The following is a 26,466-nucleotide window of genomic DNA, read 5'->3' as shown; positions in this document are numbered from 1 at the left end:
TCATACGAACAAAACTTTATTTACATCATGAAATTTTTCTTACTATTTGTTTTTATCTTATCAGTAACTCAATCTGCCTTAAGTAATAAGAACAGTTCTATTCAGGTAACTACCTTCATCATTATTGAAAAAGATGCACTTGACGCTGAAGAAATCGGTTTACTTTTTGAAAATACTGAATATGGTTTCACTTTTAAATTTACAGAATTGATGAAGGCAAATGGTTATTTCCTCAACCAAAACATTTACGCCTACTCTCAGCAAGTCCATTTGAATAAAGAACTTAATGTAAAAGTTAATTTTCAAACTCAAGACACAGTTAGCAATTTTTCAGAGTCTTTGTTCCTTAATTCTAATTTGTCTAGTGTCACTATAAATTGCTTTATAAAAAAGAATGAGCGCGGACTAAGTCGGTTAACAAACATTGAAGTTGAAAAAATAGTAAATAACCCGGAAGACATTTACTTGGAAAAAATCAATAATCCTGAATATCCTAACCAGTATATTTTCCAATTAATTAACAAAACAACAGACACGCTATACCCTGCTAGTTATTTTAATACAGTTAGCAATGGAAAACTTTGTGCGTCTTCTTTCTTTGGAAAAACATCAAAATTCAAAAGCTATGGATATATTCATGTTTCAGGGTATAGCTTTTGTGATTCTCTAGATAACACAATGCGAGAGTTATTACCACCTCATGAATCTACTTTATGTTTTTCTCTAGGTGAACAAAATTGTTCTCCTTATAATCACAAAGACCAAGGTAAATACGCTTTCTATCTTAATGTATCAAAAAGTCCAAGTTACTTTAGGAAGAACGAATCCAGTATTTTTAGCTTTAAAGATGTGTTTCATCTTTTTCAATTCTACGAATTGAAGTGAGAGGCCTTGTAAAAGGTTATTAACATCAAATAATAACTAATAGCAAACGTATATAAATACTGACCAAAGGTGTCTAAATTGCAGAATATTGTACAACACATAAAACATGATTAAACTTTTAGGTATATTACTAGTTGTCATTTCTACTCAACATCTCTACGGTCAGGACACAACTGATGTACATAGGCTTAGACAAATGAGTTATATGCAATACGCAAACAAAATTGATTGCGACAGTACTTCGGGATCTAACCTTGAACATAGAATTTGTCTAAATCTTGAATTCCAAGAATTAGACTCTTTAATGAATAACAACTTTCGTGAATTACTCCAAAGAACTGAAAATGATTCAATCAAATCTAAGTTGAGTGATTATCAATTGACTTGGGTAAACAACAGGAGATTGCAAAGTGAGTTAATATCAGGAGGCTATACTGGACATATGTGAGGAATTGTCTATTTACATTGTATGGTTGAAGCTACTCGCTGTAGAAATGAAGAATTAATAGAAATATTAAAATTAAAATAACATAACAACGGGTATATGGTACTCCTTTTGGACCACGCACGATACCCAATCCCATGTAAATGGCAATACATTTCTTTATTCATATTCCTTTGATACAGGTACACCTCCATTTAAGAGGAATAAATACACAGATAAAAAATGATAGAATATCACGGTTGGATTACATTACGCTTTAGCGATTATCATGTTGGTAACAAAAAACAGGAAGATTTTAAGAATAAATTGAATACATTTCTCAAAACAGAGTTTCCAGTAGTATTAGAAACTAATATTAAAATAGGAAGCTTTAATGGTATGGACATGTTAATGATGAATGGATGTCATAACCATAGAGGAACAGACAGGTTTTATCCCCTTCAGATTTTTAGATGGATTTCTGAAAATGGCCCTGGATCTTACGGACTTTTATATATTCAAGATGATGAAGACCGTAGAAAGGATTATGCAGATAATTTCCGTGTTTGGGTGCTAAAACGTGGACAATTGGAGGAAAAAGAGGATACTCTATTATCCCCGTATATTCCTCAATGTGAGAAAGAATTTGATGAAGAAAATCCTCCGATCGATTATGATTCTGAATAAAAAGAACACTACCTTTTTCCTTTTTATACTTGAAAGCCTAGTCAGTTTGATAAAACCATAATACTCCCCTTCCTCCCTGCTAAATCTATACTAACTCCTCTCCATTCTCAAATTTCTCCCTCATCATTCGCTATTGCATTTTGAGTTCTCTATCTTTGCCCCCTTAAAATTTTGGTATGAAGAAGTTTTTCCACGGATTTACAGCAAATCCTAAGAATGATATTTTAGCAGGAATGACCGTTTCTTTGGCAATGATACCAGAGGTTGTAGCCTTTGCCTTTGTGGCGAGGATAGATCCTTTAGTAGCCTTGTCGGGAGCATTTATCGTAGGTCTAATTACAGCGCTTTTTGGTGGTAGACCCGGTTTAATTTCTGGCGCTGCAGGTGCCGTAGCAGTCATCTTCGTGAACATGATAGCCGAAGGTCACGAAAAAGGTTTGGCCTTTGAAACTCCTGTGGAAAACATGGGCTTCTTTTACCTTTTTGCCTGTGTTATCTTAATGGGTATTATACAAGTGGCAGCGGGTTACTTTAAGTTAGGGCGCTTTGTCCGACTAATACCCCACCCTGTAATGTTGGGCTTTGTAAACGGTTTGGCGGTTGTGATTTTCATCGCACAATTAAAAATGTTCCCGGTGCACGCAGGTACAGAAACTCAATCCGCATTTTCAGCTTTCTTTAGTGATTTGTTTTCGTGGAGCGCATTAAGCAAGATGTCAATTTTGGTGGCGGTAACCATGGCCATCATTTACTTACTACCTAAATGGAAGGTAACAGCGAAATTACCAGCAGCATTAACTGCCATATTAATTATAACCTTCTTTGTCATTTTCTCAGGAATGGATGTTGCAACCATAGGTTCTTACATCAGAGAAGGTGGTGGTGAAGGTTTAAAAGGTAAATTCCCAACGCCTAACCTAGAATTGTGGGCCAACTTACCCTTGAATTTAGATACCTTGAGCTTCATTTTCCCTTATGCATTTTTAGCTGCTTCTGTAGGTTTAATTGAGTCATTGATGACCATGAACTTGGTGGATGAAATTACAGAAACACGTGGGAATGGAAACAGAGAATGTGTTGGACAAGGTTTCGGAAACATCGTAAGTGGATTATTTGGTGGTACAGGTGGTTGTGGTATGATAGGTCAAACCATGATTAACGTGAATGCTAAAGGTCGTGGTAGATTATCGGGTGTAATAATGGCCTTGACTTTATTGTCTTTCATCGTATTTGCAGCTGAATACATAGAAATGGTGCCTATCGCAGCATTAGTAGGTGTTATGTTTGTTATGGTGATAGATACTTTTGCTTGGTCGAGTTTACGTATCATGAAAAAGATCCCAAAATCTGATGCCTTTGTATTGGTAGCCGTTTCTGTCATTACCATCGTTGCCGATTTAGCGATTGCGGTATTCGCAGGTGTTATTATCTCTGCTTTGGTATTTGCTTGGGAGAACGCTGTTAGAATTAGAGCGCGTAAGAAATACAAGGAAGATGGAACAAAGGTGTACGAAATCTTCGGACCTTTATTCTTTGGAAGTATACAAGCCTTTAATCAGAAGTTTGACATTAAGGAAGATCCTGAAAATATAGAAATTGACTTCTTAGACTCTAAAGTTTCTGACCACTCTGGAATTGAAGCCTTGGTAAACTTGGTCAACAAGTATGAAGCACAAGGAAAGAAAGTGAAATTAACCCATTTGAGTCCGGATTGTAAGACCTTGTTGATTAAAAACAACGAAGGGTTTAAAGACATCATAGAAGAAAGTATAGATGATCCTAGATATTATGTAATGACCGATACACCGGCCGTTACAGATTAAAAAATAAAAGCAGGACGTAGCAATACAACCTGCTTTTTTTAGCTTTACACTTTAGCTTAAAACTGTGGAAGAATTAGCAACACAAAAGGAATTGGACGTCCTTTATCAGGATGAACACTATGTAGCGGTAAACAAGCCTACAGGACTTCTGGTACACCGTACAAATTTGGCATCAGATGCAGAAGAATTTGCACTTCAAATTGTAAGAGACCAAACCCAAAAGCACCTCTATCCTATACACAGACTCGATAGAAAAACTTCAGGGGTACTCTTGTTTGCCTTTAGTTCTGAAGCTGCCCAAAAGATGCAGGAAACTTTGGCTTTTACAGAAACACAAAAGAGATACGTAGCCATAGTACGTGGTCATTTTCCAGAAGAGATCTATGTGGATCATCCTTTAAAAAACTTAAAAGGAAAGGAACAGGAGGCACAAACCAACTATCGCTGTTTAAAACAATCCGAATGTGATTTTCCTTCGGGTAAATTTTCCACCTCTAGATATTCTTTAATAGAAGCTTTCCCGAAAACTGGACGTATGCATCAAATCAGAAAGCACTGTAATCATTTACGCCACCCTATCATTGGAGATAGACCCCATGGCTGCAACAAGCAGAACAAACTCTTAGGTGAGCGTTTTGGATTGGAGCAAATGATGTTGCATGCACTTGATTTTACATTTAAACATCCTTATTTAAAACAGGAAATCATCATAAAAGCACCTTTGTTTGACGAATTTGAACGTATGCTAAGTACCTTACAACTAAAATAATTTCAATTTTATTTCATCCAACAATCACCCCCTACTACCCTTTCATTTACAAGCGTTTTAGTCAAATACATTTAAACTCAGGTGTCCATCAATTTTATTTTTTTTCACCTTTTTAAAATCCAAAAGAAGTGGAGGGTAGTATGTATGTCAAATACGATACAAAACTCAAAAAGATGAAAGCAAGTAAAAAAAACACGACGAAATTAGGATTATTAGCAGGAGGATTAGCATTAGCAACTTTAGGTTCTGGAGCATTCGCAGCAACTTCTTTAGGTTCTGCAGGTGAATTAAGAAGCGAGTTAGCAGCAGAAACTATCCAAGCTGGAATTGATTTCAAATCACAAGATGCAAAATGTGGTGAAGCTAAATCTACAGAAGCAAAATGTGGAGAAGAAGGTAAAGCAACAGAAGCGAAATGTGGTGAGGAAGGAAAAGCTACAGAGGCAAAATGCGGTGAAGAAGGAAAAGCTACAGAAGCAAAATGTGGTGAAGAAGGTAAAGCGACGGAAGCGAAGTGTGGTGAAGAAGGTAAAGCTACTGAAGCTAAATGTGGAGAAGCAGGAAAAAAATAAACTCCCTTTACATAGAATTAATGGGAGGATTTGTTCCTCCCTTTTTTATTTTTAGAAGATGCAGAACGTAGGACTAGGATTTAGAAAGGATATTTACAAGGATATTCTCAAGCTGGAAGACGAAAACCGCCCGGCTTTTGTTGAATTGGCACCCGAAAATTGGATAGACTTAGGTGGTTTTTGGGGAGGAGTGATGCGTGAAGTCGCGGAGAAGTTTCCCATAACTACGCACGGACTCTCACTTTCTATCGGAAGTCCAGATCCTTTAAACTGGGAATTCATTAAGAAAATCAAAAGCTTTTTAAAGACCTATAACGTTCAAGTCTATTCAGAACATTTGAGTTACAGTCACGCACAAAACGCACATTTGTTCGACCTTCTACCTATACCCTTTCGTGAAGATGCTGTAAAACACATCGTTCAACGCATTAAGGAAGTCCAAGATTATTTGGAAATGCCCATTGCCTTGGAAAACGTTTCTTATTACACGCCTGTAGCCGCTGAAATGGATGAAGCAACATTTATTCGCTCCATAGTGGAAGAATCGGGTTGTAATTTACTTTTAGATGTGAACAACGTGTATGTTAATGCTTTTAACCACAACTATGATGCGACAGCATTTATTGACGCTTTGCCACTCGATAAAGTGGCCTACGTCCACATGGCCGGCCATACACAAGTTTCAGAAGATACTATTATTGACACCCACGGAGAAGCGATTATAGATAAAGTCTTTGAATTGTATACAGCCACTTTGCCTAAACTCAAAGAAGTTCCCGTCCTTTTAGAGCGCGACTTCAACTTCCCCGAGATGACTGAAATTCTAACAGAAATGCAAACCTTGGACACCATTGCTCAAAAAGCTTGGAAAAAAACACTACATCATGCTTAAAAAAGAAACACAACACATACAAGAAGACTTGGCACTTTACTGTAGAACCAATGTTCAACAGGACTTACCCAATGTTAGAGAAGATAGGTTACACCATTACCGTAGACTTATTTTTACCATAGTCAACGATGCGCTTAAGGGCAACTACCCCATAGCATACAAACAGTTTTCATCCAAAGCTTGGGAAGAAATTGTTACAGAATTTTTGGCTGAGCATGCTTTTCAAAACAACCAGCTTTTTAAGATGCCCGGTGAGTTTATTGCCTTTGCTGAGGAGAAAAATTATGCAGAGAAATACGCCATCCCCTATTTAATTGATCTTTTAAAATTCGAGTGGGTAGAGGTTGAAGTGCACACCATGGCAGATGAAGATATCCCTGAGGTCCAACAAGACTCAGATCTCATTACAGATACCTTGTACTTTTCTCCCTATCTAAAATTATTGACTTTAAACTACCCTATTCATTTATTGAAACGTCAAGAAAAACTTGAAGAGAAAGCTACTTACCTCTTGATATACAGACAAGAAAATGGAACTGTTCAATACATGGAACTGGCACCCTTGATGTTCAATATAGTAGAGAATTTAATAGGATCTGGTCAGTCTGTTTCAACTTTATTGGAAGAAGAATTAAACCAATTACCAGAAGTTCAAAAACAAGAAATACTTCAAGGTATTAGCGCTAGTTTAATGGACTTACTTCACAAAGGAATAATTCTCGGAACGAAATAGAAGTCCCGATAAAACATTTACCCAAGCCTAAGGTTCTACAAAGAATGCTTGGGCTTCTTTTTTGGTACTTACCGGAGGCGAACAATAGCGATCTGTGCAAATCAAAGTGGTAGATACTTCAAAACCTTCAAACAGTTCTTTTTTATCTAAAGGTAAATCTCCTTGGGCATAAGAGTGCAAATAGCTGTAAAAAGGAGCATAAGCTTTAAGTATTTCATAGGCTATATTCTCCTCCTCCATTTTTAAATTTACATAATGAAAAGCTTCCTGCTTAAGTTCTTGGGCAAGCATTAGTACTGCAGGTTCATTGTAATAGGTTTTCATGGTTTCATCTTGCAAGACATACACTAAAATCTTCTCTGCGTAATCTTTAAAATTATCATCCTTTGAAAATTCGGCATACCAATTAAAGATTCTCCCCATGTGAATATTCTCTTCCACTATGGGTAAAGCATCCAAACCTATATTCCCAACAAAACTTTTGAGCGAGCCATTGGTTAAACCGTACTGCTTGGCAATGTTGACCATTAAATCATCCAAGGCTTGTGTGTATTTGTTCGTTGCCTCTCCTTTATCTTTGATGAGAGCAATTAACATGTTCGCCATAGCAATTTGATCTTTCAAACTAAATACGGGCCTTTGTTTATCGGCATGGAAATACAGTCCGTTACTCGCTACGCGTTGAAGTAAAACATCTGCAATAGCATAAGCCCTATCTTTGGGCACTTGCGCATTTTTCACACTCCCATAGAGTAACAAAGAAGCGGCAATTTGTGCATTTCGTTCCGTAAAAACATTGCTATCTATAGCCGGTATACCTTGCGCTAAACGTTGTGCTTCATTTAATGCAAAAAATGCCTCAGCGTGTTCTCCTTTAATAACATCCGCATCCTGGGCATTGGAATACAAAACACCATCATAATTCAAGAACCTATCTATATACGCTATAATTTGATCTGCTTTGTCCAGAGAATTAGGATTGTGCGTATAGAGATAATCGTAGAGGAAGATGTTGAGGTAACGTGCTTGTACCATCATCAATTTCTCAAAGTGCAAATGCTCCCAATCGTTGTGCGTAGAATATTGATATACACCTCCCCAAACAGGATCTACTAAACCATAAGCCCCATTCACACTTGCGTTGAGCCATTGTTGTGTACTGTCCGTAGTTTTAAAAAAGCGTGCATATTCGTAAGTATCCCAAGCAATGTATTTTTGATTTTGATCAAAACCTCCCCTTTCATAATCCAGGGAAGCGTCGAAATTGTTTTCTACACGCTTAAGTTTAGCTGTTAAGTCTATATCGTAATTTAGATCGGCTTTCGTTTGTGCTAATGGTAACTCTGGACTTGGATCTTTCACTATAGCCTTCATCAACTTTAAAAACCATTGTGGCGCTATATACCCCGCTCTTTTTACGATGTCTTCCCCATCTGCATTCAAAAAGATAGTCGCTGGCCAACCATATTCCTTGTAGCGTATAGATAATTCTGGAGAAGCATCTTGGTCTGCACTTACTGGAATGAAATGCGCATTGATGTAAGCAACAACCTCAGGATTGGAATAGGTAGAATCGTGCATGACATGGCACCAATGACACCAATTGGCTTCTAAATTCAAGAGTACCATTTTGTTTTCTGCCTTTGCTTCTTTAAAGATTTCACCACTCATTTTTCGCCATTGAATCCCCTCAGCGGCTTGTAGGGATATTGTGAAAATTATAAATAAAAGTAGAAGAGCTCTGCGCATAACAATTTTAAAAGATATACGTCGAGAATTTGAATTTAGATTGAAAACAATAGTTCTAAAATGACCATTTCACTAACTTGAACCATGCTTTTTACTTTCACGACAGGTATTTCCTTATCTTCAATTCCTAAAAGTGAAGCTATGAAAGAATTTAAACACAATTCAGCATCCCAAACCGTACTTTCGGAACTCATGGTACCCTCATACGCCAACTTTGGTGGTCGTGTGCATGGTGGAACCATATTATCTATGATGGACAAAGTAGCCTATGCCTGTGCTACCAAACATGCCGGAAACTACTGTGTTACAGCATCCGTAGAAACGGTTGACTTCCTAACCCCCGTTGAAATTGGAGATCAATTGTCCTTATATGCCAGTGTAAACTATGTAGGAAATACATCCCTGGTGGTAGGAATTAAAGTGGTTTCTGAAAATTTAAAATTGGGAACGGTAACCCATACCAACAAATCTTACTTTACCATGGTGGCCATAGATGAGGATAAGAAACCCGCACAAGTACCTGGTTTAATATTGAGAAACCACGAGGATGTACGTCGTTTTTCTGAAGCTAAAAAGCGTAAGGAAATCAATAAATACGTAAAGCAACAGTTCATCGATTTTACCAACAATATGGATCTACTTTCTGAAATAGATAATTTGCAAAACGACAACTGTAAAATAGAAATTGACTAGATGGATTTGTTTCAAAACCCAGATGAAAATTTACTCCCTCAAGATGGCACTTTGTTGGATTTTGGATGTATTTATTCCGTACAAGAATCCCAACGTTTGTTTGATGAATTATTAGCATCTGCGAATTGGAAAAATGATGAAGTCACCCTTTTTGGGAAGAAGCACATTACTGCACGAAAAACAGCTTGGTATGGTACTAAGGACTTTGCTTACACCTACTCCAACTCCACCCGTTTTGCAGAACCCTTCACAGGTGAACTCCTCTCAATCAAAGACAAAGTAGAAGATCACTTAAAGGAAAGCTTTAACTCTTGCTTATTGAATTTATACCACGATGGTAACGAAGGTATGGGCTACCATGCAGACGACGAAAAAGACTTGGTTCGCCATGGAAGTATAGCTTCTTTAAGTTTTGGAGCCACACGTAAATTTGTCTTTAAACACAACACAGAACCTTTGAAAAAAGAACTCATTCTTCACCCCGGTCAACTGATCCTAATGAAAGATGAAATCCAAGATTTTTGGAAACATGCCTTGCCCAAATCGAAAAAGGTAAAAGCACCCAGAATTAATTTGACGTTTAGGAACATTAGAACGAATTAAAGACTTTACTATTTTTATCAAAAAAACTAATGAAAAAGCTACTCCTCCTATTGTCATTGTTCTTAATCAGTATTTCCTATGGTCAAGACAAACCAGGTCAGATTTTACCTGATATTACTTGTTGCGATAGTTTGATTAAGGTAAAACAAGATGTGACCCAACTCTTAGATGAATTAGATTCAAGAAAAAAAGAATACATCATTACTGTAGAAAAATTAATAGTTGAAAACCGAACCTTACGAAAAATAATGAAGGGTTATCTTTTCCAAATCGATAGCATACTTACAGAGAACGTTAATCAATCCGAAGAAAATGAAAGGCTAAAGAATGACACAATTCTATTATCTAAAGAAAAAGAACAGCTAGAATTAGAAGTCCAAGCTTTAAAAATTAGGAACAAAGAAGTGAATCAAGAATTATTAGACCTTAAAACTGAAAATGAAAAATTAAAAAAGGAGTTGTTAAAGGAAGAAGAGGAAAGAACAATCAAAACGGAATAAGCAAATCAATCGACCCTTGAGACTTATCAATTAAAAAAACTTCAAACCATCAAACAGAGCTTCCTGAGCAAAACTGAAGGACAAACTCCTAGTCTCACCTCGCATCCATATAATACCACTGCCCATCTATTCGCTCGAAGTAGGAATCTTCGGCAATCACCTCTTGTTTCCCATCCATGGTAAAGAAAGCTTCGAATTTTACGCGTCCGTTTTGGTCGGTAGCTTGACCTTTTTTGGTCTTTTTCACCTTTAGTTTAGTAAACTTAGCCTGACCACAGAACAAGAACAAATCATGAATATCTAAATTCACACGTGTTTTAGGATGATGGGTTTCCACCAAGTAATCCACGGTTTTAGTGGCAAAAGCCGTGTAGCGTGAGCGCATCAATTGTTCAGCGGTTTCTGCCTTTTGCTGAAACTCTATCAAAGGTTGGCAACATTCCTCAAAACTCTTTTTACTTCCACAATAACACGCTGTACTTTCCATTTCACTAAAATTGAAGGACAAAAATAAAGAAAGTAATTAAGAGATAGTGATTATTATTCTAAGTGAACAACTGAATTTAAATTAGGACCTATCCACTACCTAACTTCGATACAATTAATTGCACCTAAAAACCATCCTTCAACCCTTTTCTTGATAGTTATCAATGTTTGACCGCTCCAAATAGTTTATCTTTAAGTGTAGATCTAAGGAAAAATTATGCAACAGATGATTACACTCATTGGCTTTGGAAACATAGGGAGAACTTTGACCGCTTTAATAATGGCGAATTCCAAAGAACCTATTCATTTCAATATCATGGAAGTATCTCAAAAAATTGGAGGTACTTTGCTAGATGTAGAACACGCCTTGGAGCTTTATCCACAACACACTTGGAGCTTGAATGATCAGGACAAAATGAACCATTCTGATTTTATTATTCATACGGCTGGAGCTATAGTACCGCCGGGAAAAACAAGAAGAGATGCCAGTGAAATCAGTATAGCGATTACAGAGGAAGTTTTCTCTAATTATACGCCCATCACCATTCCTTTTATTATCGTTGTTGCCAACCCTGTAGACATTATTGCTTATGTAACTCAAAAACTGACTGCCCTTCCACCAGAACGAGTTTTTGGAACGGGTACTTTTTTGGATAGCATACGCATGAACCATTATCTCAAACCTCATTTGCCCATAGGTGCCGACATCAACAGTGTGCTTTTGGGAGAACATGGTAGTGCCATTTTTATGAGTCAACAACTCTCTAAAGCCAACGATAAACACCTCCACAAACTCCTAACCGAAGATGAACTAGACGCCTGTATGGAGGAGGTGAAAAATGCTGCGAATTTGATCAAACAAACCCAAGGCGCAACTATTTATGGGGTGAGTCACATCCTTTACCAATTGTACTCGGCCTTAAAAGCGGAAGAAGTCCAACACCTCCCCTTAAGTACGCTTATCCCGAGGTCTTATTTGCAAGATCCATCCATCACCTCCATCTATCTCAGTACCTATTGTGAAATCAATAAAGAAGGTGTCATTCCCTGCACCCATTACCATCCCGATCCCATAGAAGCTGCTAAATTTCACCACACCATACAAGAGTTAATCGCTTTGATTCCCCAGAAATATTTGGAGAGTTAACACTATACAGTATGAAGATGTGTGAACCTCCAAATCATCGCTTCTCTCTACTCTACCTACCTAAGCTTTCAGACCTGCAACGCAACATTTATCGAACTTTTCATCATTGATGATCTTTAATTAAATCAGAAAATTGGAGGAGGTTTTCGGCTTTTTGTTGCTTAGGAAATTCAGCCTTTTTTGAAGATAGATAAACTTTATTTTGACAAATATTTCCATTAATTTATTTGTACCTCCCTTCTATTCATGAGGAACAAATAATCAAAACTTGAATTGAGTTTATTCCCCAATATTGGTGGTATAAACGCATTACATATATACTACCATATACCGAGATAAAGCGTACTTTTTAAGTCATAACCTCACTCCGATAACAAAGAAAAACCAACTTTGCACCGAAAGAATTTCAAAAAAATAACTAGCTTTAAACCGCTTAGACTTACAACCACCACTATTCTCAAGAGTAAAGGCGGTTTTAAATAATTATAATTTATTAAGGTGTATTTATACACTTGTTAGCCGTAATTATAAATAGGATGAGACACATATTGACAGTGATATTATTACTTTGTTTATTGGATTCTTTTGGTATGCGACCATCAAAAGGATTTTATCAATTTCACGATCCAATTTCCAGTATTAAGCCTGTTTGGAAGACCTCAAAGCAAAGATCATCATACATTTTAGCCAGTAGTTCTATTCAGAAAAAGAATAAATATTTGACTTCACTCAATTATTACGACCCTAATGGAGAGCTTTTAAAAATTGAATCGTGGATAGAAAACAGAAAGAAGAAAACGGCCAAACTAGTTTTCATTGAAGAATACACAAATCGCAACTTATTCGATTCTGTTCAAGGTTTTCAAGTCTCTTCATATGAAACAGAATCCTATTATTACTATGATTCTGTAAAATTTATAAATGATAGCACATTGGGATATCGATTAGAATATTCAGTTGATATAATTTCTAGGGACACTTTTAGAACCGAATATAACTTAACTGAAATATATGATGATATTAAAAAATACAAAGTCATAACCGCATTTAATGATACATGTTTATACACTTATCATAATAATCGACCTATTTATGTGAATAGAAGTAATTATTCAGATTCAATAGTATATGATGATTTTGAAAATCACACAATAGCAACATACTATTTTAAAGGTAATACGGATTCTCTGTATTTTATTGGTCAAATGGATTCAATCAGTAACAATCTAATTTATAGTAGACAACGCCATGAACGCTACTATCCTCATGTCATGATTCGCGAAAGCTATTTTTACGACAGTCTAAATAGATTAGTTTTAAAAACAGAAAACGATTATCACTGCTTATTTATTTATAATGGAGTAAAGACTATAGAAATTTCAGTTTTTCCACACGGAACATATAGAAGCATCAACATAAAATACAAAAAATTTCCATTTGAAGGATGGACAATAAAAGAACGGCTAACAAAACCTAAACTGCATTAAAACGCAGTTTAGCCAAAACGTTACCACCAATTATGAAAAACAGAATTTTAATATTGATACTGCTAATTTCAAATCTATCTTTTGGGCAGCAATATGATGGCTTACATATTGAAAAAAGAAAAGTTGATAAAAATAATCGAATCTACACTTTAGGTAAAGAGTTTGTTTTCAACATAAAAATTACTGAAGACGATTCGACTCTATTTTTAAAAGAAAATGATTCAGATAATTTTAAACTTACTAATAACATTGATTCACTTAAAATTTCTGAAATTCATTTAACAATGATAAAACCGAGATTATTTCAAAGAACAAATACAAAACAAACAGAAGTCTGTTACAGCTATGAACCCAATCCAAAAATAATCGCCTTTACGGGAATTGTGGAGAATAAAGAAAATATTTGGATTCACCCACCAAGAAGTGGATTTTTTAAATCTCTAGAAACTTGTCCTTTTCCATATATAAAACTAAACAAACCTAAAGGTTATAAGTGGACTGACAGTATGAGTATAGGCAATCATTGGTCTAATGAAAAATGGGGGAAATGGGACGGTAGGCTATTATTAAACTACCGTTATGAGATTACTGGAAAAGAGAAACTTAATTGCAAACTCGGAGAAATAGACTGTTTCGTAATTAATGCTGTTGCAACATCTAATAGTGGGAAGTCCAAACTTAAAGCCTACTATTCTAACAAATATGGATTTATTAAGTTAGAATACACCCTATTCACAGGAATCAAAGTTGAACTAGAACTTGAGAAAGTAGTAAATGGAACTATATTGAGAGATGGAAAGGATTTTTTTGAAAGTAAGTATAATTAACTGGTGTTAACAAGGCATATAGCTTATGGCAGGTGAACGAGTGCGAGCAAGGTTTCGCTCCGTAGCAAGCTTTGGTTTCTAGGGACGGTAAAGTGCTTCGAAACCGCCACAAAGCCATATGCAAAACGTTATAGTACATTAAGATGAAACTGACATTTCTCATATTATCAATACTTTTTACTGTTCAATGCTTTGGCCAAAAATGGCACTTAAATAAGGTTGATAAGAACGAAGATTACCCGTACGAATATTGGTTTCAATTTGAGAATAAAGAAGATACTTCTTCGTATCAACTGACTACAAAATTAAATAGGGAAAATTCGACAATAAGATTAATTGACAACCAAGGTGATACCGTAATTTTTGCTAATATCAAGGTAATAAATCTTGCAATTGAATCCGAAACAAATCTGACTTCCGATTTCAACGGTAATACTCAACTTCGTCTTGAAAATGGAAAATATAGAATTGAAGTAAAAGCTTCTAATTATGCCCCCTTCAATTTAGAATTTGAAATTGGAAATGGTCAACAGATTGATCTAAATATAATATTAGGGCTTGCTCCTGAATTGGAAGTTTACCAAATTGACTCTAAAACAGAATTAGAAGAGACCGAAATACTTGAAATAATCAAATGTGTAAGAATAAATCGGGATGATTTTCATAAGATTTGTTCTAACTTGAAAAAGTATCGAATAATGATGCACATATGAAAATGAAAACATGCAACAACAACACCTATGCGCAATGCCCTAAGGTAAACTGCGCATAGCCAAACCGTTGTGTACAAGCGAAAAATGACAATGGGAATTGACGATATAAAATTAGAAGACATATACGATGTTGCCATTTTAAAACATGGTTTTGCTGATTATGTTCGAGACTACCAATTTGAAATCGAGGCAAATTGGATTGGCGACTCGGCAGGTCGATATATATTAACATTCAAGCACTGTTACGATTTAACGTACAAAACATTGGTAAAAGATGACGTACTTAGAAAATCGTGGGACGACCTTTTCACCGACTATCAAATTTGGGAAAAGAATAATGAACCAGATGGCTTTGTATGGGGTACAAATTGGTCATTGGCATATCCAGGATTTAAAGTAATCAGAAACTCTGACAAGGCAACCAATTGGAGTGACAGACTTGGAAAGAAAATAAATGAAGTAAAATTAGAGACTAATTCGTTTCAGATGAATTTGATATATGAGACATGGACCTTAGAAAAAATAAATGATGACAATTCACTTATTAATCAAGTGATTATGCCATTGAATGAATAAAAGAAAAAAGCCATAACACAATAACACTTATACGCAATGACCTACGATAAACTACTCATAGCCAAACCGTTAGCGTAAATCATGAAATTTCTCGTTCTTCTGATAATATTGATAGGAATTGCATCGTGTTCTGATGAGTTCCGACAAGAATATGAAACATTAAAAGAGTTTGATAAATCTAACCTTCGAGCAAAGAGCTGGTTTCCTGATTGTGTTGGTAAAGATGCTTTTAATTTCAAAAGTATTTCCGGTCTTGACTCTCTATACGCTTTTTCCAGGTTTGAATATATGGAGGTAGGATTCTATGACTCAATTTTAAGTTCTTCTGATTACACTAAAATTGATTTTTCTAATTTGGAAAAAGTCATTGAAAAACTCTCAGGTGCCAAGCCAGATTGGTTTATAGATTTGGAGACAAACAATAAGGGAAAACTGATATATCGCAAAAACGATCGTTGGTATATTATCAAGGATTCAGAAGATAAAACAATTTACTCGCTGTTAACGAATTGAAATAATGAAGATTCTAATTTACATATTGATTGTATTGACATTTTTTGGATGTGTTAATACTCAGGAAAACGATAATATTGCTACCTCTGACGGAATAGAACTTACTCCAGGACCAGATAAGGAACAAAGAGAAGAATATGCTAAGTCAATGGAAAAAGATTCAGAGCAAGTTGCTTCTACAATTTGTATGGGAAAAGCTGAGGATTTTTTGAAACTTAAGGGCACAGGACTTCAGGCAGATTTCTTTTCCAAACTAGATTCAATTAGAAAGGTGCAATATCCTAACAATGATCAAGAAACATCAATAATGGTCGACTTGACACTGGAATATTTAAAGGAGTTTCTAGCTGACATTAACTTGGACTCACTAACTGCTAACAACCAGTTCGAAAAAGAGTATCATTTTAACATAGCTCCTAAGGGTTATACAGACCCCGAGATTTGTAAAGACAAGATTGCTATGAATTTTGAAGCTAAGAATTGCTCATTCAGATTGAGCGTTTACAACACCTTTCTAGCTCAACCTGATTGGTGTGTAGAATCAATGGTCATTTATGGATTCAAAATAGAAAATGATAAAATCGTTCACTTTTGGAGGCAAGAAGCCGGATGAAAAGTTAAAAACGTGTTCCAACAAGTAATTTAAAGATATATTTAGCGTCCTGATCGTTAAGCAGGCAACCTTAAAACCAAATTTAATGAAGACTCACATCTTAGTAATAGCAAGTATTTTCCTTATAGTTTTTATGCTAGGCTGCTCTAAAGAGAAACCAAGTGTAGGTAAGTATCAAGGAACATTCACCTACAGCACTCCTCAAGGAGTAGTTGAAACTGCTGAAATAGAAATATCAGCATCTTCTAAAAACAAAATTATCATCAACGATTCTGAGCTAACGAAAAATGGTAAAATCATTGAAGGAAAAATAGAAAACATTTCCTTCTCCCAATTTGGAATGGATATAGATGGAGAATGGTCCAACAAATTATTTAGTAAAGAATACTTCATAAAAGGAAACTTTACAGAAGTTTATTACCAAGGAGGAAGCCAATACGAAAACCACGGAACATTTGAAATTAAATCCAACTAATCCTCTAAAAGCACGAAAAATTCAATTTTAAGTCTAGTATAAACTTAGCAATAATCGAAGTTTACTAAAACCTATCTCCAATTTCAAATCTCCAATTTCAAATCTCCAATTTCCAATCTATTTTCCCTACAAGGGATAGCAGCGGATACCCCGGAGGAACAAAAGCTATTGAATAGCCAAGCCTATAAAGCGACTAAAGAAGCTTTGCAGGGTGGTTGATGAAAAGCTTTTGGGGAGAGGAGTAATAGCGTATAGCCCGACCCAAGCGGACATCGGTAGCTTGGGATGTAGCCGAATGAGTTCAAAATTCAAAGTTCAAAAGTCAAAAGTCATAAGTCAAAGTTCAAATTTCAAATCTCCATTTCTAATTTCCAATCTCCAATCTCCAATTTCAAATTTCCAATCTTTACATTGTTTCCAAAACGTTAAACTTTCCCTTCCAAACACACTTTTATAGTGAACTATTGAATTAAGAACTTTATATGTATATCTTTGCACCAAATTTTTTGAAAAACATTTATAATGGCAACGAATAGAACATTTACAATGCTTAAGCCTGACGCAATTGAGAACGGGCACATGGGGAAAATCATCGATATGATTATCGAAGCTGGTTTTGACATCAAAGCGATGAAATACACACGTTTAACTGAAGAGCAAGCTAAGAAATTTTACGAAGTTCACGCTGAGCGTCCATTCTACGGTGAATTAGTTGAGTACATGACTTCTGGTCCTATCGTTGCTGCTATCTTAGAGAAAGACAACGCTGTTGCTGATTTCAGAACATTAATCGGTGCTACTAACCCAGCTGAAGCTGCTGAAGGAACTATCCGTCAGAAGTACGCTGAGTCTATCGGAAGAAACGCAGTTCACGGATCTGACTCTGATGAGAACGCTGAGATCGAAGGTAACTTCCACTTCTCTGCAAACGAGATTTTCTAAGGAGCTACTTAAGTAAGCTTTAAAATATATTAACAGGTCGGCATAATTGTCGACCTGTTTTTTTATGTACTTTCCTCATCTAATTCTAATCAAATAAATATGAAAGTTTATAAATTATTGATCGCGACAATAGTTGCAAGCTTAGGTATGATTACCACCACCTATGCCCAAGCACCAACCAAGGGTAAAGCTGTAGGACTAAGAACCAGCAATTTCAACAACCTAGACCTCACCTTTTCACTCATGCACAAGGAAAACAAAGCCATCCGTTTTAGAGCAGGAGGGTTAAATTACAATTATCATGTAGATACCAAAAGTTCGACAGGTGGTTTAAGACTAGCTGTAGGTTTTCAACGATTTAAACCCATCAACGATAAGTTCTCTTTTCAGCATGGATTTGAACCGGCCATTAACTTTGCCTTTACAGCCGTCCAAGGCCTACAGCAAAGTAATACATCTTTAGCACTTGGGTACATGCTAGGGTTTAATTATGCCCTCAACCAAAACTTCAACATCTACCTAGAAACGATACCGGCGTTGTACGTGAATAATAACCACTACCCTTCGAATCCAGGTTTATCCACCACCTATGTAGGTTTTAATACGAGTAGTCAATTAATAGGTCTGGGAGCAACCTATAATTTCTAAGGTAAAATATGATGAAGGTGAGTATAATACTCACCTTTTTTTGTTTATCATTTGAAATCTCCAAAATGAATTTATTTTTGTAAATCATTTTGAAAATAACACTTAAATCACATGAATAGAATTTTTACCCTTACTACGTTTATTGCCTTCTTCATCGCACAAAATTTTTCCGTACACGCTCAAGGAAATACAGATTCTAAACTATATACAAAACCAAGTGTAACCCTTGGTAAAGAAATGGGAGTACGTGTAGATATGAAAGGAAACCTAGGTTTTACTTATCTAAAACATAAAAACGAAAATCGGGCTTTTAGGTTTAGAACGGTAAGTACGGGTCTTGTGGGGTCAAATGTAAGTAGCTTGAACCGACCTTTGGATAGAGAGTATTTGGCCTTAGGAGCAGGTGGAGCCTTTTCTTTCCTTAAAACAAAGCAATTGGATAATAAATTCACCTATTACCATGGTTGGGAACCCTTTGTTGGAGCCTACGTTTCTCTAAAGCATTTTGGTTTGTACGCAGGTATTGGTCACACTTTTGGACTAACTTATGACTTATCAGAGAAATTTATTCTAAATCTAGAATTTGTACCTAATGTAGGTTTTGGAATGAGCCAGTTCCACACTGGAAAAAACAGATCTCTACTTTTCAAAAACTCAAGTAATTCTTTAGCCTTTAGTTTGCATTACAAAATATTTAATTAATAAAAAGGTGAGTGTAATGCTCACCTTTTTTATGTCCTCAACTTTTGAACTCTCCGAATTAGCTTTAATTTAGTGTTTACATAAAATTTAAACATGCAATACAAAGCCAATACGCCAGAAGAGTACATTGCTCAGATTCCTGAAGAAAGAAGAGAAGTCATTCAGAAATTAAGAGAAATCATTAATGAAAACATTCCGGAAGGTTTTAAAGAAACGATAAGTTATGGTATGTTGGGATGGGTTGTACCTCATGATATATACCCTAGCGGTTACCACTGTACACCAGAGTTACCCCTTCCCTTTTTGAGCCTTGCTTCACAAAAGAATTTTATTGGTTTTTACCACATGGGGATTTATGCTAACCCAGAATTGTACAAATGGTTTGTGGAAGAATATCCGAAGCACAGCAAATACAAATTAGATATGGGCAAAAGTTGCTTGCGTTTGAAGCGAATGAATGATATTCCTTATGATTTGATCAAAGAGACGGTTCAAAAAATGACCGTTCAAGATTGGATAGATTTATATGAAAAGAATTTGAAACGTTAGTTTCGTTTATAATGCTCGGTCGTGCAACTCTTTGGTTAAAGCGATGTATTCGGCCGAGTATTTTCCATCCATGTTGCGTATAGTAAAGTCCTGATACTGCTTCTCCTTTTCCTCCTTTTCAAGTACCAAAATTTTACGCTTTAAAACTGATGGTTTACCGAATACATTGATTTCTTTAGTGATGTAGAGCTGATGATGTTTTATAGCTTTAAGATAAGTAGTCATGAAATCTGCCGACAAAATCAACCAGCATATTCCAGAATCACTTAAAAGTTCGGCAACGTTAGAAATTAATTCCTCTGCACTTAAACCATTGTTGTGTTTCACCCTGTTGTTTACATCAGAATCTGCTGCACTCGAATTCTCAAAAAATGGTGGATTACTTACGATAAGGTCGTAAGTAGCATGACTTTTATAGTCTTGAAGAGCAGTATGATGAATATGCAAACGCTCTTTCCATTTCGAATTAGTAAAATTAAGATTTGCCAACTGCGCACTTTCTTCATCTATCTCAACAGCATCAATATGTGCCCTGTTGAATTTCTGCGCGGCAATTAAAGACAAAACACCGGTTCCTGAACCAATATCCAAAACGCTTTTCGGTGAGGTAGCCTCCATAAAAGCTCCTAAAACAAAAGCATCCGTACCCACTTTAAGTACGGCATTGCTTTGTTCAATAGAAAAATGTTTAAAATTGAAGATCATAGTGGATACTATGCTTCTAGATACATTTCAACCAACCCATCCGGTGCTGCAACATGCAATTCTTTGTTTGCTCTGTCTACCTTTTGAATCAATCCATCAATAAAAGGAATCAACACTTCTTTTTCACCGTTTAATACTTGTATTAACGGGTTAACGTTGTTATCGATAATACTTTCCAATATACCTACTTCACCGTAAGTTGCATCTATCACTTTCCACCCCACCACTTCATGGTCGTAAAAGTTTAACCCATCTAATTCTGGTAAAAGCGACAAAGGCAAAAACAGATCTTTACGCAAAATAACTTTCGCATCGTTTTCTGATTCTACACCTTCGAATTTTACTTGAACAAAACCTTTTTGTTTGGGCTTGATAGATTCTACAAAAAAGGGTGTAAGGTTGTCGTTGATGTCTATGTACACTGCATCGAGTGTGTGATAATCTGAAGGATTTGTGACATCAAAAAAAAGCGAAACTTCACCTTTAAAACCGTGAAGTTTCGCCACATATCCTAGATTAAAGCAATCCGCTTTATTCATAGTTCAATGTTTTTACTCTGCAGACTCTTCTGCGTTTTCATCAGCTGCTGGTGCTTCTTCAGTAGCTTCAGCTTCTGGAGCCTCTTCTACTTCTGGAGTGTTTTTAGCAGCGATTTCTGCAGCTCTCTTGTCGTTAGCTTCTTTTTCAGCAGCTAAACGGTCAGCAGCCATTTGCTCAGCAGATTTAGTAAGTCCAGATCTTTTTGCTTCAATCTTCGCTTCTTTTTCTTTTGCCCAAGCTTCAAATTTAGCTTCAACTTGCTCAGCAGTTAAAGCACCTTTTTTAACACCGTTTACTAAGTGGTTTTTGTATAAAACACCAGTGTACGACATCAAAGCTCTTGCAGTATCTGTCATTTGAGCTCCAGTTTGTACCCATGATAAAGCTCTCTCGAACTGTACATCGATAGTTGCTGGGTTAGTGTTTGGGTTGTAAGTACCGATTTTCTCGATAAATTTACCGTCTCTCTTCGCTCTTGAATCAGCTACTACAATGTGGAAAAATGGTTTACCTTTTTTTCCGTGTCTTTGCAATCTAATTTTAGTTGCCATAATTGTTTATTGTTTTGGGTTCGAAACCCACGTTAATAATTAAGGCTGCAAAGATAGAAAGAAAAAACTTTAGTGAGAAAAGAAATTCACTAAAAATCAAGTAAAAAGAAGGAATTAAAAAGTCCTTATTAACAAATCATAAAGATTTTTGTTAAAAACAATCCGCTAGTCTTTGTAAACCACCATAGTTATCCTTTTAAATTTATCCTCATTCATGGAATTATTTGAAACATATAAAGGACTTGTAGAAGAAGTGAAAAAGGACTTTTTAGGCGAAGGAAGTGGTCACGATTGGTCGCACATTGAACGCGTGTTACACCTTGCCTTAAAACTTCATAAAGTAGAAGGTGGAAATCAAGACATCATCTTTCTTGCAGCACTCATACACGATGTGGGTGATCACAAATTTCATGATGGTGATTATTCTGTAGGACCCAAACTGCAGCAAAGACTTTTAGAAAAACATGCGGTGAGTTCCGAAATCATTAAAGCCGTAATAGACATTACTGCCAATATGAGCTATAGCAAGGGAGCTCCAGCACTTTCAACCCTAGAAGGTAAAATTGTACAAGATGCTGATAGATTGGACGCCATGGGTTATATGGGAATAGCTCGATGTTTTGCCTATGGTGGAAATAAAAACAGACCCCTCTACTCGTCTACAGATTCCGGAAATTCACTACAACACTTCGACGATAAGCTTTTAGAACTTTATGGGTTATTAAATACGAAGGCGGCTCGAGAAATTGGAAAAGAACGTCACACCGTGATGCAAGCCTTTAAAGATGGCTTTTTAAATGAATGGAATTTAACACTAGAACATGCAAACTGATTTAACATTAGGTATAGATATAGGTGGAACCAACATTGCTTTTGGTTTAGTCAACCAAGAGGGAGAAATAGTATTTGAAGGAAACTTAAGTACAGCAGAAGTAAGAAACCCATCACTACTACCTGAATTAATAGAAGAACAAACTCAAAACTACACCTTCAGAGAAATAGGTATAGGTGCGCCAAGCTCAAACACCTTTAGTGGTATGATAGAAAACGCACCCAATTTAAGATGGGGCGTAAACATTCCTATCGTGGAGTACTTTGAGAACTATTTTAAAGTACCAACAAAACTAACCAACGATGCCAACGCTGCGGCTGTGGGAGAAAAACTCTTCGGCGCAGCAAAAGATTTTTCTGAGTTTGTAGTAATTACACTCGGAACCGGACTAGGAGCTGGAATATTCATCAACAATGAAATATTTAACGGTAAGTTTGGAACAGCAGGTGAATTTGGTCACGTAATGGTTGATAAAGACGGTAGACCCTGTGGATGTGGTCGTAAGGGGTGTTTGGAAACTTATTGCTCGGCAACGGGAATGCTACGCAGTATAGATCTTTTAACTTCTCCACATAAAGCCAACTCTCCCCTTGTTGAATTAGAGAATCCTAATCCGCTTGATATTTTCAATGCTGCCCAACAAGGCGATCAATTTGCAGAATACATCATCGATTTTACCGCAGAAAAACTAGGATATTGGCTGGCTAATTTTGCGTGCTTTTCAAATCCTGAAGCTTTCATACTCTTTGGAGGCATTGCAAAGAATGGTGAATATTTCCGCCAAAAAGTAGATCACTATACGCAAGCGAATTTATTGAATTTATACCAAGGTAAAGTTCAAGTATTAAGCTCTGAATTACACCATAGAAACGCAGCTATACTTGGAGCTGCAGCCTATGCAAAATATTAAAAACATGAAAAAAACTGTACTGACCCTTCTCACAGCGCTATTCACGTTTGGCGCAAATGCTCAGAATGAAACAAGAAATTATGCGCACGTTGTAAATCCCTTTATAGGAACGGGGGGACATGGGCATACTTTCCCGGGGGCAAGTTCACCTTTCGGCATGGTTCAATTGAGTCCGGATACCCGAAAAGAAGGTTGGGATGGTTGCGGAGGATACCATTACACAGATACAACCATTCATGGATTTAGTCACACCCACCTAAGCGGAACAGGCGTGCCCGATTATGCAGATTTACTCATCCTACCATTACTAGGAAAACACCAAATTAAAGCCGATGAAACTTATGCAATTCCCTTTTCTCATGCACATGAAAAAGCACATGCCGGTTACTATACAAACACGTTTCACAACAATAAAGTAAAAGTTGAATTAACTACGAGTAATAGAACTGGCTTCCATAGGTATACATTTCCAAAAGATAAACAAGATAAGTACCTCTTACTTGATTTAGATTACCGTGATCAACTCCTTGATGTAGAATTTAATAAAGTAGATAAAAATCATCTTTCTGGTAAGCGTATTTCAAAAGCCTGGGCAAGGGAACAACATTTCTATTTCTACCTAGAATGTAATGAGGATATAGCAAAGATTGAACGCGTAGGAAAATCAAATAAGTACCTGATTTACTTTTCTCCTAAAACAAAAGAACTCGAACTTAAGGTAGGCATATCAGCTGTAGATGTCGCGGGCGCACAAAAAAATCTTAAAGCGGTAGATAAATCTAATTTCAAGACAGTCAAAACTCAAAATGAGACAGCTTGGAATAAAGAACTTAATAAAATAGAGATCTTTACTTCAAATAAAAGTGTAGATACCATCTTCTATACAGCACTATACCATAGTTTTATCGCTCCTAATTTATTTAGTGATATTGACGGCAGATATAGAGGTACTGACCTTAACATTCATCAACTCAAAGAAAACGAAAAGCAATACACCGTATTTTCTTTATGGGATACTTTTAGAGGTGCCCACCCCCTCTTCGCTTTAACACAGAGAGAAAGAAGTGTAGATTTTATCAATACCTTTTTAAACCAATACCAAGAAGGCGGAAAACTACCCATGTGGGAACTTTCTGGTAACTACACAGGATGTATGATAGGTTATCACGCCGTTCCAGTTATCGTCGACGCTTACTTTAAAGGCATTCGAGAATTCGACCATGAATTAGCTTTAGAAGCGATGATTTCAACTGCAAATGCCAAGGAGTTAGGGAAAGACTTTTACAGAACACAAGGTGTAATCTACCAAGAAGATGAGGCTGAATCCGTTTCAAAAACTTTGGAATACGCCTACAACGATTGGTGTATAGCACGTTTTGCGGAAGCGTTAGGAAAAGATGAAATTGCACAGGAATTCTACCTGAGAAGTTTAAACTATCGCAACCTTTTCAATCCAGCAAACAAATTCATGCAACCCAAAACCAATGGAGCCTTTGTAGCTAATTTTATCCCTTCAGAGGTAAACTTCAATTATACAGAGGCAAATTCTTGGCAATACTCCTTGTTTGCTCCACATGATATTGAAGGGTTAACTCAGCTTTTAGGCGGACAACAGGCCTTGGAAAAATGGTTAGACAACTTATTCTCCACTTCAAGTGATTTAGCGGGTAGACACCAAGTGGATATTACCGGACTTATAGGTCAGTACGCCCACGGAAACGAACCCTCTCACCACATGGCTTACCTCTACAACTACGCGGGTAAACCTGAAAAAACAAGACAAATGCTTCATAAAATCCTCAAAGAGCAATACAGCAATGCACCTGATGGCTTGAGTGGAAACGAGGATTGTGGTCAAATGAGTGCTTGGTATGTTTTAAATGCCTTAGGCATGTATTCTGTTACACCGGGAGCATCTTATTACGACCTAGGTCTGCCTTTAGTTGATAGCGCTAGAATTCACCTGGAAAACGGAAATACACTTATCATTACTAAAACCAATGATCCAAAAGGTCAAATTACCTGGAACGGAAAAAAGTTAACCGATTTATCCATTGATGCACAAACCCTTCAGCAAGGTGGTCGACTTCAATTCGCAGGTTTGAACACTTCCCTTCCGGCGCCGAATTCTCAGGTACACGATGAAAACTTCCTTACAAACCCTGTTTTTGAGGCTACGCAGAGAGTATTTCAAGATAGCATGCGTGTTAAACTTATGAGTACTGATGACAACCCTATCTATTACAGCATCAACAACGCCTTGAACTGGAATTACTATCAGGATGAATTTTACATTTACGAAGACACCAAAATATTTGCAAAATCAGCTACTAAGCTCGGTGAAAGTAAAACAGTAATTGCCACTTTCCATAAAGACTTCAACAACTATAGTTATCAATTACTCACTCCCTATGACAACCAATACAACGGTGGTAATGAACAAGCCTTAATGGATGGATTGAAATCGGGTAACAATTACAGAACAGGGCTCTACCAAGGGTTTGAAGGAAAGGATGTAGAACTCCTTATAGACCTCGACACCTTAGTAAACCTTGAACGCGTTGAAATATCTTTCTTGCAATACATAAATGCATGGATTTTCCTGCCACAGCAAGTAGAGGTTGATTATTTAGATGCAAACATGAAAGTTATAGCTTCAGATCTTGTTCAAGTGAATGATCCGGCCTTGGAAAGCGAATACAATTTAGAGAAAAAAACTACTCTCGCACTCGATAAAGAAAGCACTGCGCGTTACCTCAAACTAAAAATTAAGAACTACGGATCCTGTCCGGACTGGCACCTTGGATCCGGTGGAAAAACATGGATTTTTATGGATGAAATTGAAATTTTCACGAAATAGGTGGATAATTCGCTTTTATTAACCACATCTTGTTTATAATAAAGTATGAATCCCTGAAAA

Annotated in this window: 31 protein-coding genes; 26 read left to right on the top strand and 5 right to left on the bottom strand. The window is 36.5% G+C overall.

Going from position 1 to position 26,466, the window contains the following annotated elements; genetic code table 11:
* Positions 1-27: 27 nt before the first annotated feature.
* The 8 genes from BM327_RS02775 to BM327_RS02740 all read left to right on the top strand — a co-directional run bounded on the left by BM327_RS02775 (position 28) and on the right by BM327_RS02740 (position 6,785).
* Complete coding sequence (locus BM327_RS02775; protein ID WP_090246077.1) at positions 28-885, top strand: hypothetical protein; 858 nt, start codon at positions 28-30, stop codon at positions 883-885.
* Between the two features lie 205 nt (positions 886-1,090).
* Entirely contained in the window at positions 1,091-1,333 is a 243-nt protein-coding gene (locus BM327_RS02770; protein ID WP_170853650.1) for a lysozyme inhibitor LprI family protein, read from the top strand.
* A gap of 219 nt (positions 1,334-1,552) precedes the next feature.
* A complete protein-coding gene (locus BM327_RS02765; RefSeq protein ID WP_090246073.1) occupies positions 1,553-1,996 on the top strand; it encodes an Imm7 family immunity protein in 444 nt (147 codons plus the stop codon).
* 176 nt (positions 1,997-2,172) lie between these two features.
* Positions 2,173-3,819 (top strand): SulP family inorganic anion transporter, encoded by a 1,647-nt coding sequence (locus tag BM327_RS02760; RefSeq protein WP_090246071.1) that lies wholly within the window; start codon positions 2,173-2,175, stop codon positions 3,817-3,819.
* Between the two features lie 64 nt (positions 3,820-3,883).
* A complete protein-coding gene (locus tag BM327_RS02755; protein WP_244526183.1) occupies positions 3,884-4,588 on the top strand; it encodes a pseudouridine synthase in 705 nt (234 codons plus the stop codon).
* A 173-nt stretch (positions 4,589-4,761) separates the two neighbouring features.
* Positions 4,762-5,160, top strand: a complete 399-nt coding sequence (locus tag BM327_RS02750) for a hypothetical protein (protein WP_090247595.1) — start codon at positions 4,762-4,764, stop codon at positions 5,158-5,160.
* A gap of 58 nt (positions 5,161-5,218) precedes the next feature.
* The gene (locus BM327_RS02745) at positions 5,219-6,052 is read left to right on the top strand and encodes an HvfB family MNIO-type RiPP peptide maturase (protein WP_090246069.1); all 834 of its coding nucleotides are present in this window, start codon (positions 5,219-5,221) and stop codon (positions 6,050-6,052) included.
* Positions 6,045-6,785 carry an HvfC family RiPP maturation protein gene (locus BM327_RS02740; RefSeq protein WP_090246067.1) on the top strand — a complete coding sequence of 247 codons (741 nt, stop codon included), beginning with the start codon at positions 6,045-6,047 and terminating at the stop codon, positions 6,783-6,785. The genes BM327_RS02745 and BM327_RS02740 overlap by 8 nt, the downstream gene beginning before the upstream one ends.
* A gap of 27 nt (positions 6,786-6,812) precedes the next feature.
* Here the strand turns inward: BM327_RS02740 and BM327_RS02735 are convergent, their stop codons facing one another.
* Positions 6,813-8,534, bottom strand: a complete 1,722-nt coding sequence (locus BM327_RS02735) for a DUF255 domain-containing protein (RefSeq protein WP_090246065.1) — start codon at positions 8,532-8,534, stop codon at positions 6,813-6,815.
* A 141-nt stretch (positions 8,535-8,675) separates the two neighbouring features.
* Between BM327_RS02735 and BM327_RS02730 the strand changes: the two genes are divergently transcribed.
* From BM327_RS02730 to BM327_RS02720, 3 genes are read left to right on the top strand one after another with little or no spacing between them, the layout of a single operon-like run.
* Positions 8,676-9,227 (top strand): acyl-CoA thioesterase, encoded by a 552-nt coding sequence (locus BM327_RS02730; protein WP_090247594.1) that lies wholly within the window; start codon positions 8,676-8,678, stop codon positions 9,225-9,227.
* Positions 9,228-9,830, top strand: a complete 603-nt coding sequence (locus tag BM327_RS02725; RefSeq protein ID WP_090246063.1) for an alpha-ketoglutarate-dependent dioxygenase AlkB family protein — start codon at positions 9,228-9,230, stop codon at positions 9,828-9,830.
* A gap of 29 nt (positions 9,831-9,859) precedes the next feature.
* Positions 9,860-10,330 (top strand): hypothetical protein, encoded by a 471-nt coding sequence (locus BM327_RS02720; RefSeq protein ID WP_090246061.1) that lies wholly within the window; start codon positions 9,860-9,862, stop codon positions 10,328-10,330.
* A 94-nt stretch (positions 10,331-10,424) separates the two neighbouring features.
* On the opposite strand, the gene BM327_RS02715 is transcribed toward BM327_RS02720, so the two are convergent.
* Positions 10,425-10,817: a YchJ family protein gene (locus tag BM327_RS02715; RefSeq protein WP_090246059.1), complete on the bottom strand. Its 393-nt coding sequence runs from the start codon at positions 10,815-10,817 to the stop codon at positions 10,425-10,427.
* A gap of 225 nt (positions 10,818-11,042) precedes the next feature.
* On the opposite strand from BM327_RS02715, the gene BM327_RS02710 reads away from it, so the two are divergent.
* From BM327_RS02710 to BM327_RS02655, 12 genes are all read left to right on the top strand, one after another.
* Positions 11,043-11,963: a lactate/malate family dehydrogenase gene (locus BM327_RS02710; protein ID WP_170853648.1), complete on the top strand. Its 921-nt coding sequence runs from the start codon at positions 11,043-11,045 to the stop codon at positions 11,961-11,963.
* 536 nt (positions 11,964-12,499) lie between these two features.
* A complete protein-coding gene (locus BM327_RS02705; protein WP_139230219.1) occupies positions 12,500-13,450 on the top strand; it encodes a hypothetical protein in 951 nt (316 codons plus the stop codon).
* 32 nt (positions 13,451-13,482) lie between these two features.
* Positions 13,483-14,277 (top strand): DUF3108 domain-containing protein, encoded by a 795-nt coding sequence (locus tag BM327_RS02700; protein ID WP_090246052.1) that lies wholly within the window; start codon positions 13,483-13,485, stop codon positions 14,275-14,277.
* Positions 14,278-14,420: 143 nt separating this feature from the next.
* Positions 14,421-14,990 carry a carboxypeptidase-like regulatory domain-containing protein gene (locus tag BM327_RS02695; protein ID WP_090246050.1) on the top strand — a complete coding sequence of 190 codons (570 nt, stop codon included), beginning with the start codon at positions 14,421-14,423 and terminating at the stop codon, positions 14,988-14,990.
* 84 nt (positions 14,991-15,074) lie between these two features.
* A complete protein-coding gene (locus BM327_RS02690) occupies positions 15,075-15,566 on the top strand; it encodes a YxiG-like protein (RefSeq protein ID WP_170853647.1) in 492 nt (163 codons plus the stop codon).
* 81 nt (positions 15,567-15,647) lie between these two features.
* Positions 15,648-16,079, top strand: coding sequence for a YbbD-related protein (locus BM327_RS02685; protein WP_090246046.1), 432 nt, complete (start codon positions 15,648-15,650; stop codon positions 16,077-16,079).
* A 4-nt stretch (positions 16,080-16,083) separates the two neighbouring features.
* On the top strand, positions 16,084-16,692 hold the full coding sequence (locus BM327_RS02680) for a hypothetical protein (protein WP_090246044.1): 609 nt from the start codon (positions 16,084-16,086) through the stop codon (positions 16,690-16,692).
* Between the two features lie 85 nt (positions 16,693-16,777).
* Complete coding sequence (locus tag BM327_RS02675; RefSeq protein WP_139230218.1) at positions 16,778-17,167, top strand: hypothetical protein; 390 nt, start codon at positions 16,778-16,780, stop codon at positions 17,165-17,167.
* Between the two features lie 522 nt (positions 17,168-17,689).
* The gene (locus BM327_RS02670) at positions 17,690-18,109 is read left to right on the top strand and encodes a nucleoside-diphosphate kinase (protein ID WP_090246040.1); all 420 of its coding nucleotides are present in this window, start codon (positions 17,690-17,692) and stop codon (positions 18,107-18,109) included.
* A 99-nt stretch (positions 18,110-18,208) separates the two neighbouring features.
* A complete protein-coding gene (locus tag BM327_RS02665; RefSeq protein ID WP_090246038.1) occupies positions 18,209-18,757 on the top strand; it encodes a hypothetical protein in 549 nt (182 codons plus the stop codon).
* Between the two features lie 111 nt (positions 18,758-18,868).
* Complete coding sequence (locus BM327_RS02660; protein WP_090246036.1) at positions 18,869-19,459, top strand: hypothetical protein; 591 nt, start codon at positions 18,869-18,871, stop codon at positions 19,457-19,459.
* 93 nt (positions 19,460-19,552) lie between these two features.
* Positions 19,553-20,008, top strand: coding sequence for a DUF1801 domain-containing protein (locus BM327_RS02655; protein ID WP_090246034.1), 456 nt, complete (start codon positions 19,553-19,555; stop codon positions 20,006-20,008).
* Between the two features lie 6 nt (positions 20,009-20,014).
* Here the strand turns inward: BM327_RS02655 and BM327_RS02650 are convergent, their stop codons facing one another.
* Genes BM327_RS02650 through BM327_RS02640 form a run of 3 tightly spaced genes read right to left on the bottom strand, consistent with a single transcriptional unit; the run spans position 20,015 to position 21,804 of the window.
* Positions 20,015-20,713, bottom strand: coding sequence for a tRNA1(Val) (adenine(37)-N6)-methyltransferase (locus BM327_RS02650; RefSeq protein ID WP_090246031.1), 699 nt, complete (start codon positions 20,711-20,713; stop codon positions 20,015-20,017).
* 8 nt (positions 20,714-20,721) lie between these two features.
* A complete protein-coding gene (rimM, locus tag BM327_RS02645) occupies positions 20,722-21,252 on the bottom strand; it encodes a ribosome maturation factor RimM (RefSeq protein ID WP_090246029.1) in 531 nt (176 codons plus the stop codon).
* A gap of 12 nt (positions 21,253-21,264) precedes the next feature.
* Positions 21,265-21,804, bottom strand: a complete 540-nt coding sequence (locus BM327_RS02640) for a 30S ribosomal protein S16 (protein ID WP_090246027.1) — start codon at positions 21,802-21,804, stop codon at positions 21,265-21,267.
* Between the two features lie 214 nt (positions 21,805-22,018).
* Here BM327_RS02640 and BM327_RS02635 point away from each other — a divergent pair, with 214 nt between their 5' ends.
* Genes BM327_RS02635 through BM327_RS02625 form a run of 3 tightly spaced genes read left to right on the top strand, consistent with a single transcriptional unit; the run spans position 22,019 to position 26,406 of the window.
* Entirely contained in the window at positions 22,019-22,636 is a 618-nt protein-coding gene (locus tag BM327_RS02635) for an HD domain-containing protein (RefSeq protein WP_090246025.1), read from the top strand.
* Complete coding sequence (locus tag BM327_RS02630) at positions 22,626-23,546, top strand: ROK family protein (RefSeq protein ID WP_090246023.1); 921 nt, start codon at positions 22,626-22,628, stop codon at positions 23,544-23,546. The genes BM327_RS02635 and BM327_RS02630 overlap by 11 nt, the downstream gene beginning before the upstream one ends.
* 4 nt (positions 23,547-23,550) lie before the next feature.
* Positions 23,551-26,406 carry a GH92 family glycosyl hydrolase gene (locus BM327_RS02625; protein WP_170853646.1) on the top strand — a complete coding sequence of 952 codons (2,856 nt, stop codon included), beginning with the start codon at positions 23,551-23,553 and terminating at the stop codon, positions 26,404-26,406.
* Positions 26,407-26,466 lie beyond the last annotated feature (60 nt).

The sequence above is a fragment of the Lishizhenia tianjinensis genome, from assembly GCF_900116425.1.
Classification (GTDB): domain Bacteria; phylum Bacteroidota; class Bacteroidia; order Flavobacteriales_D; family Crocinitomicaceae; genus Lishizhenia; species Lishizhenia tianjinensis.
This window is presented reverse-complemented; position numbering and strand designations above follow the sequence as displayed.

Excerpts from the sequence above, each read along its gene's own strand:
- BM327_RS02775 (WP_090246077.1), top strand. The coding sequence starts at position 28 with ATGAAATTTTTCTTACTATTTGTTTTTATCTTATCAGTAACTCAATCT.
- BM327_RS02745 (WP_090246069.1), top strand. The coding sequence starts at position 5,219 with ATGCAGAACGTAGGACTAGGATTTAGAAAGGATATTTACAAGGATATT.
- BM327_RS02655 (WP_090246034.1), top strand. The coding sequence starts at position 19,553 with ATGCAATACAAAGCCAATACGCCAGAAGAGTACATTGCTCAGATTCCT.
- BM327_RS02700 (WP_090246052.1), top strand. The coding sequence starts at position 13,483 with ATGAAAAACAGAATTTTAATATTGATACTGCTAATTTCAAATCTATCT.
- BM327_RS02735 (WP_090246065.1), bottom strand. The coding sequence starts at position 8,534 with ATGCGCAGAGCTCTTCTACTTTTATTTATAATTTTCACAATATCCCTA.
- BM327_RS02640 (WP_090246027.1), bottom strand. The coding sequence starts at position 21,804 with ATGGCAACTAAAATTAGATTGCAAAGACACGGAAAAAAAGGTAAACCA.
- BM327_RS02635 (WP_090246025.1), top strand. The coding sequence starts at position 22,019 with ATGGAATTATTTGAAACATATAAAGGACTTGTAGAAGAAGTGAAAAAG.
- BM327_RS02670 (WP_090246040.1), top strand. The coding sequence starts at position 17,690 with ATGGCAACGAATAGAACATTTACAATGCTTAAGCCTGACGCAATTGAG.
- BM327_RS02675 (WP_139230218.1), top strand. The coding sequence starts at position 16,778 with ATGAAGACTCACATCTTAGTAATAGCAAGTATTTTCCTTATAGTTTTT.
- BM327_RS02705 (WP_139230219.1), top strand. The coding sequence starts at position 12,500 with ATGAGACACATATTGACAGTGATATTATTACTTTGTTTATTGGATTCT.
- rimM (WP_090246029.1), bottom strand. The coding sequence starts at position 21,252 with ATGAATAAAGCGGATTGCTTTAATCTAGGATATGTGGCGAAACTTCAC.
- BM327_RS02690 (WP_170853647.1), top strand. The coding sequence starts at position 15,075 with ATGACAATGGGAATTGACGATATAAAATTAGAAGACATATACGATGTT.
- BM327_RS02650 (WP_090246031.1), bottom strand. The coding sequence starts at position 20,713 with ATGATCTTCAATTTTAAACATTTTTCTATTGAACAAAGCAATGCCGTA.
- BM327_RS02685 (WP_090246046.1), top strand. The coding sequence starts at position 15,648 with ATGAAATTTCTCGTTCTTCTGATAATATTGATAGGAATTGCATCGTGT.
- BM327_RS02750 (WP_090247595.1), top strand. The coding sequence starts at position 4,762 with ATGAAAGCAAGTAAAAAAAACACGACGAAATTAGGATTATTAGCAGGA.
- BM327_RS02770 (WP_170853650.1), top strand. The coding sequence starts at position 1,091 with ATGCAATACGCAAACAAAATTGATTGCGACAGTACTTCGGGATCTAAC.
- BM327_RS02625 (WP_170853646.1), top strand. The coding sequence starts at position 23,551 with ATGAAAAAAACTGTACTGACCCTTCTCACAGCGCTATTCACGTTTGGC.
- BM327_RS02730 (WP_090247594.1), top strand. The coding sequence starts at position 8,676 with ATGAAAGAATTTAAACACAATTCAGCATCCCAAACCGTACTTTCGGAA.
- BM327_RS02715 (WP_090246059.1), bottom strand. The coding sequence starts at position 10,817 with ATGGAAAGTACAGCGTGTTATTGTGGAAGTAAAAAGAGTTTTGAGGAA.
- BM327_RS02720 (WP_090246061.1), top strand. The coding sequence starts at position 9,860 with ATGAAAAAGCTACTCCTCCTATTGTCATTGTTCTTAATCAGTATTTCC.
- BM327_RS02725 (WP_090246063.1), top strand. The coding sequence starts at position 9,228 with ATGGATTTGTTTCAAAACCCAGATGAAAATTTACTCCCTCAAGATGGC.
- BM327_RS02765 (WP_090246073.1), top strand. The coding sequence starts at position 1,553 with ATGATAGAATATCACGGTTGGATTACATTACGCTTTAGCGATTATCAT.
- BM327_RS02710 (WP_170853648.1), top strand. The coding sequence starts at position 11,043 with ATGATTACACTCATTGGCTTTGGAAACATAGGGAGAACTTTGACCGCT.
- BM327_RS02760 (WP_090246071.1), top strand. The coding sequence starts at position 2,173 with ATGAAGAAGTTTTTCCACGGATTTACAGCAAATCCTAAGAATGATATT.
- BM327_RS02660 (WP_090246036.1), top strand. The coding sequence starts at position 18,869 with ATGAATAGAATTTTTACCCTTACTACGTTTATTGCCTTCTTCATCGCA.
- BM327_RS02630 (WP_090246023.1), top strand. The coding sequence starts at position 22,626 with ATGCAAACTGATTTAACATTAGGTATAGATATAGGTGGAACCAACATT.
- BM327_RS02680 (WP_090246044.1), top strand. The coding sequence starts at position 16,084 with ATGAAGATTCTAATTTACATATTGATTGTATTGACATTTTTTGGATGT.
- BM327_RS02695 (WP_090246050.1), top strand. The coding sequence starts at position 14,421 with ATGAAACTGACATTTCTCATATTATCAATACTTTTTACTGTTCAATGC.
- BM327_RS02740 (WP_090246067.1), top strand. The coding sequence starts at position 6,045 with ATGCTTAAAAAAGAAACACAACACATACAAGAAGACTTGGCACTTTAC.
- BM327_RS02665 (WP_090246038.1), top strand. The coding sequence starts at position 18,209 with ATGAAAGTTTATAAATTATTGATCGCGACAATAGTTGCAAGCTTAGGT.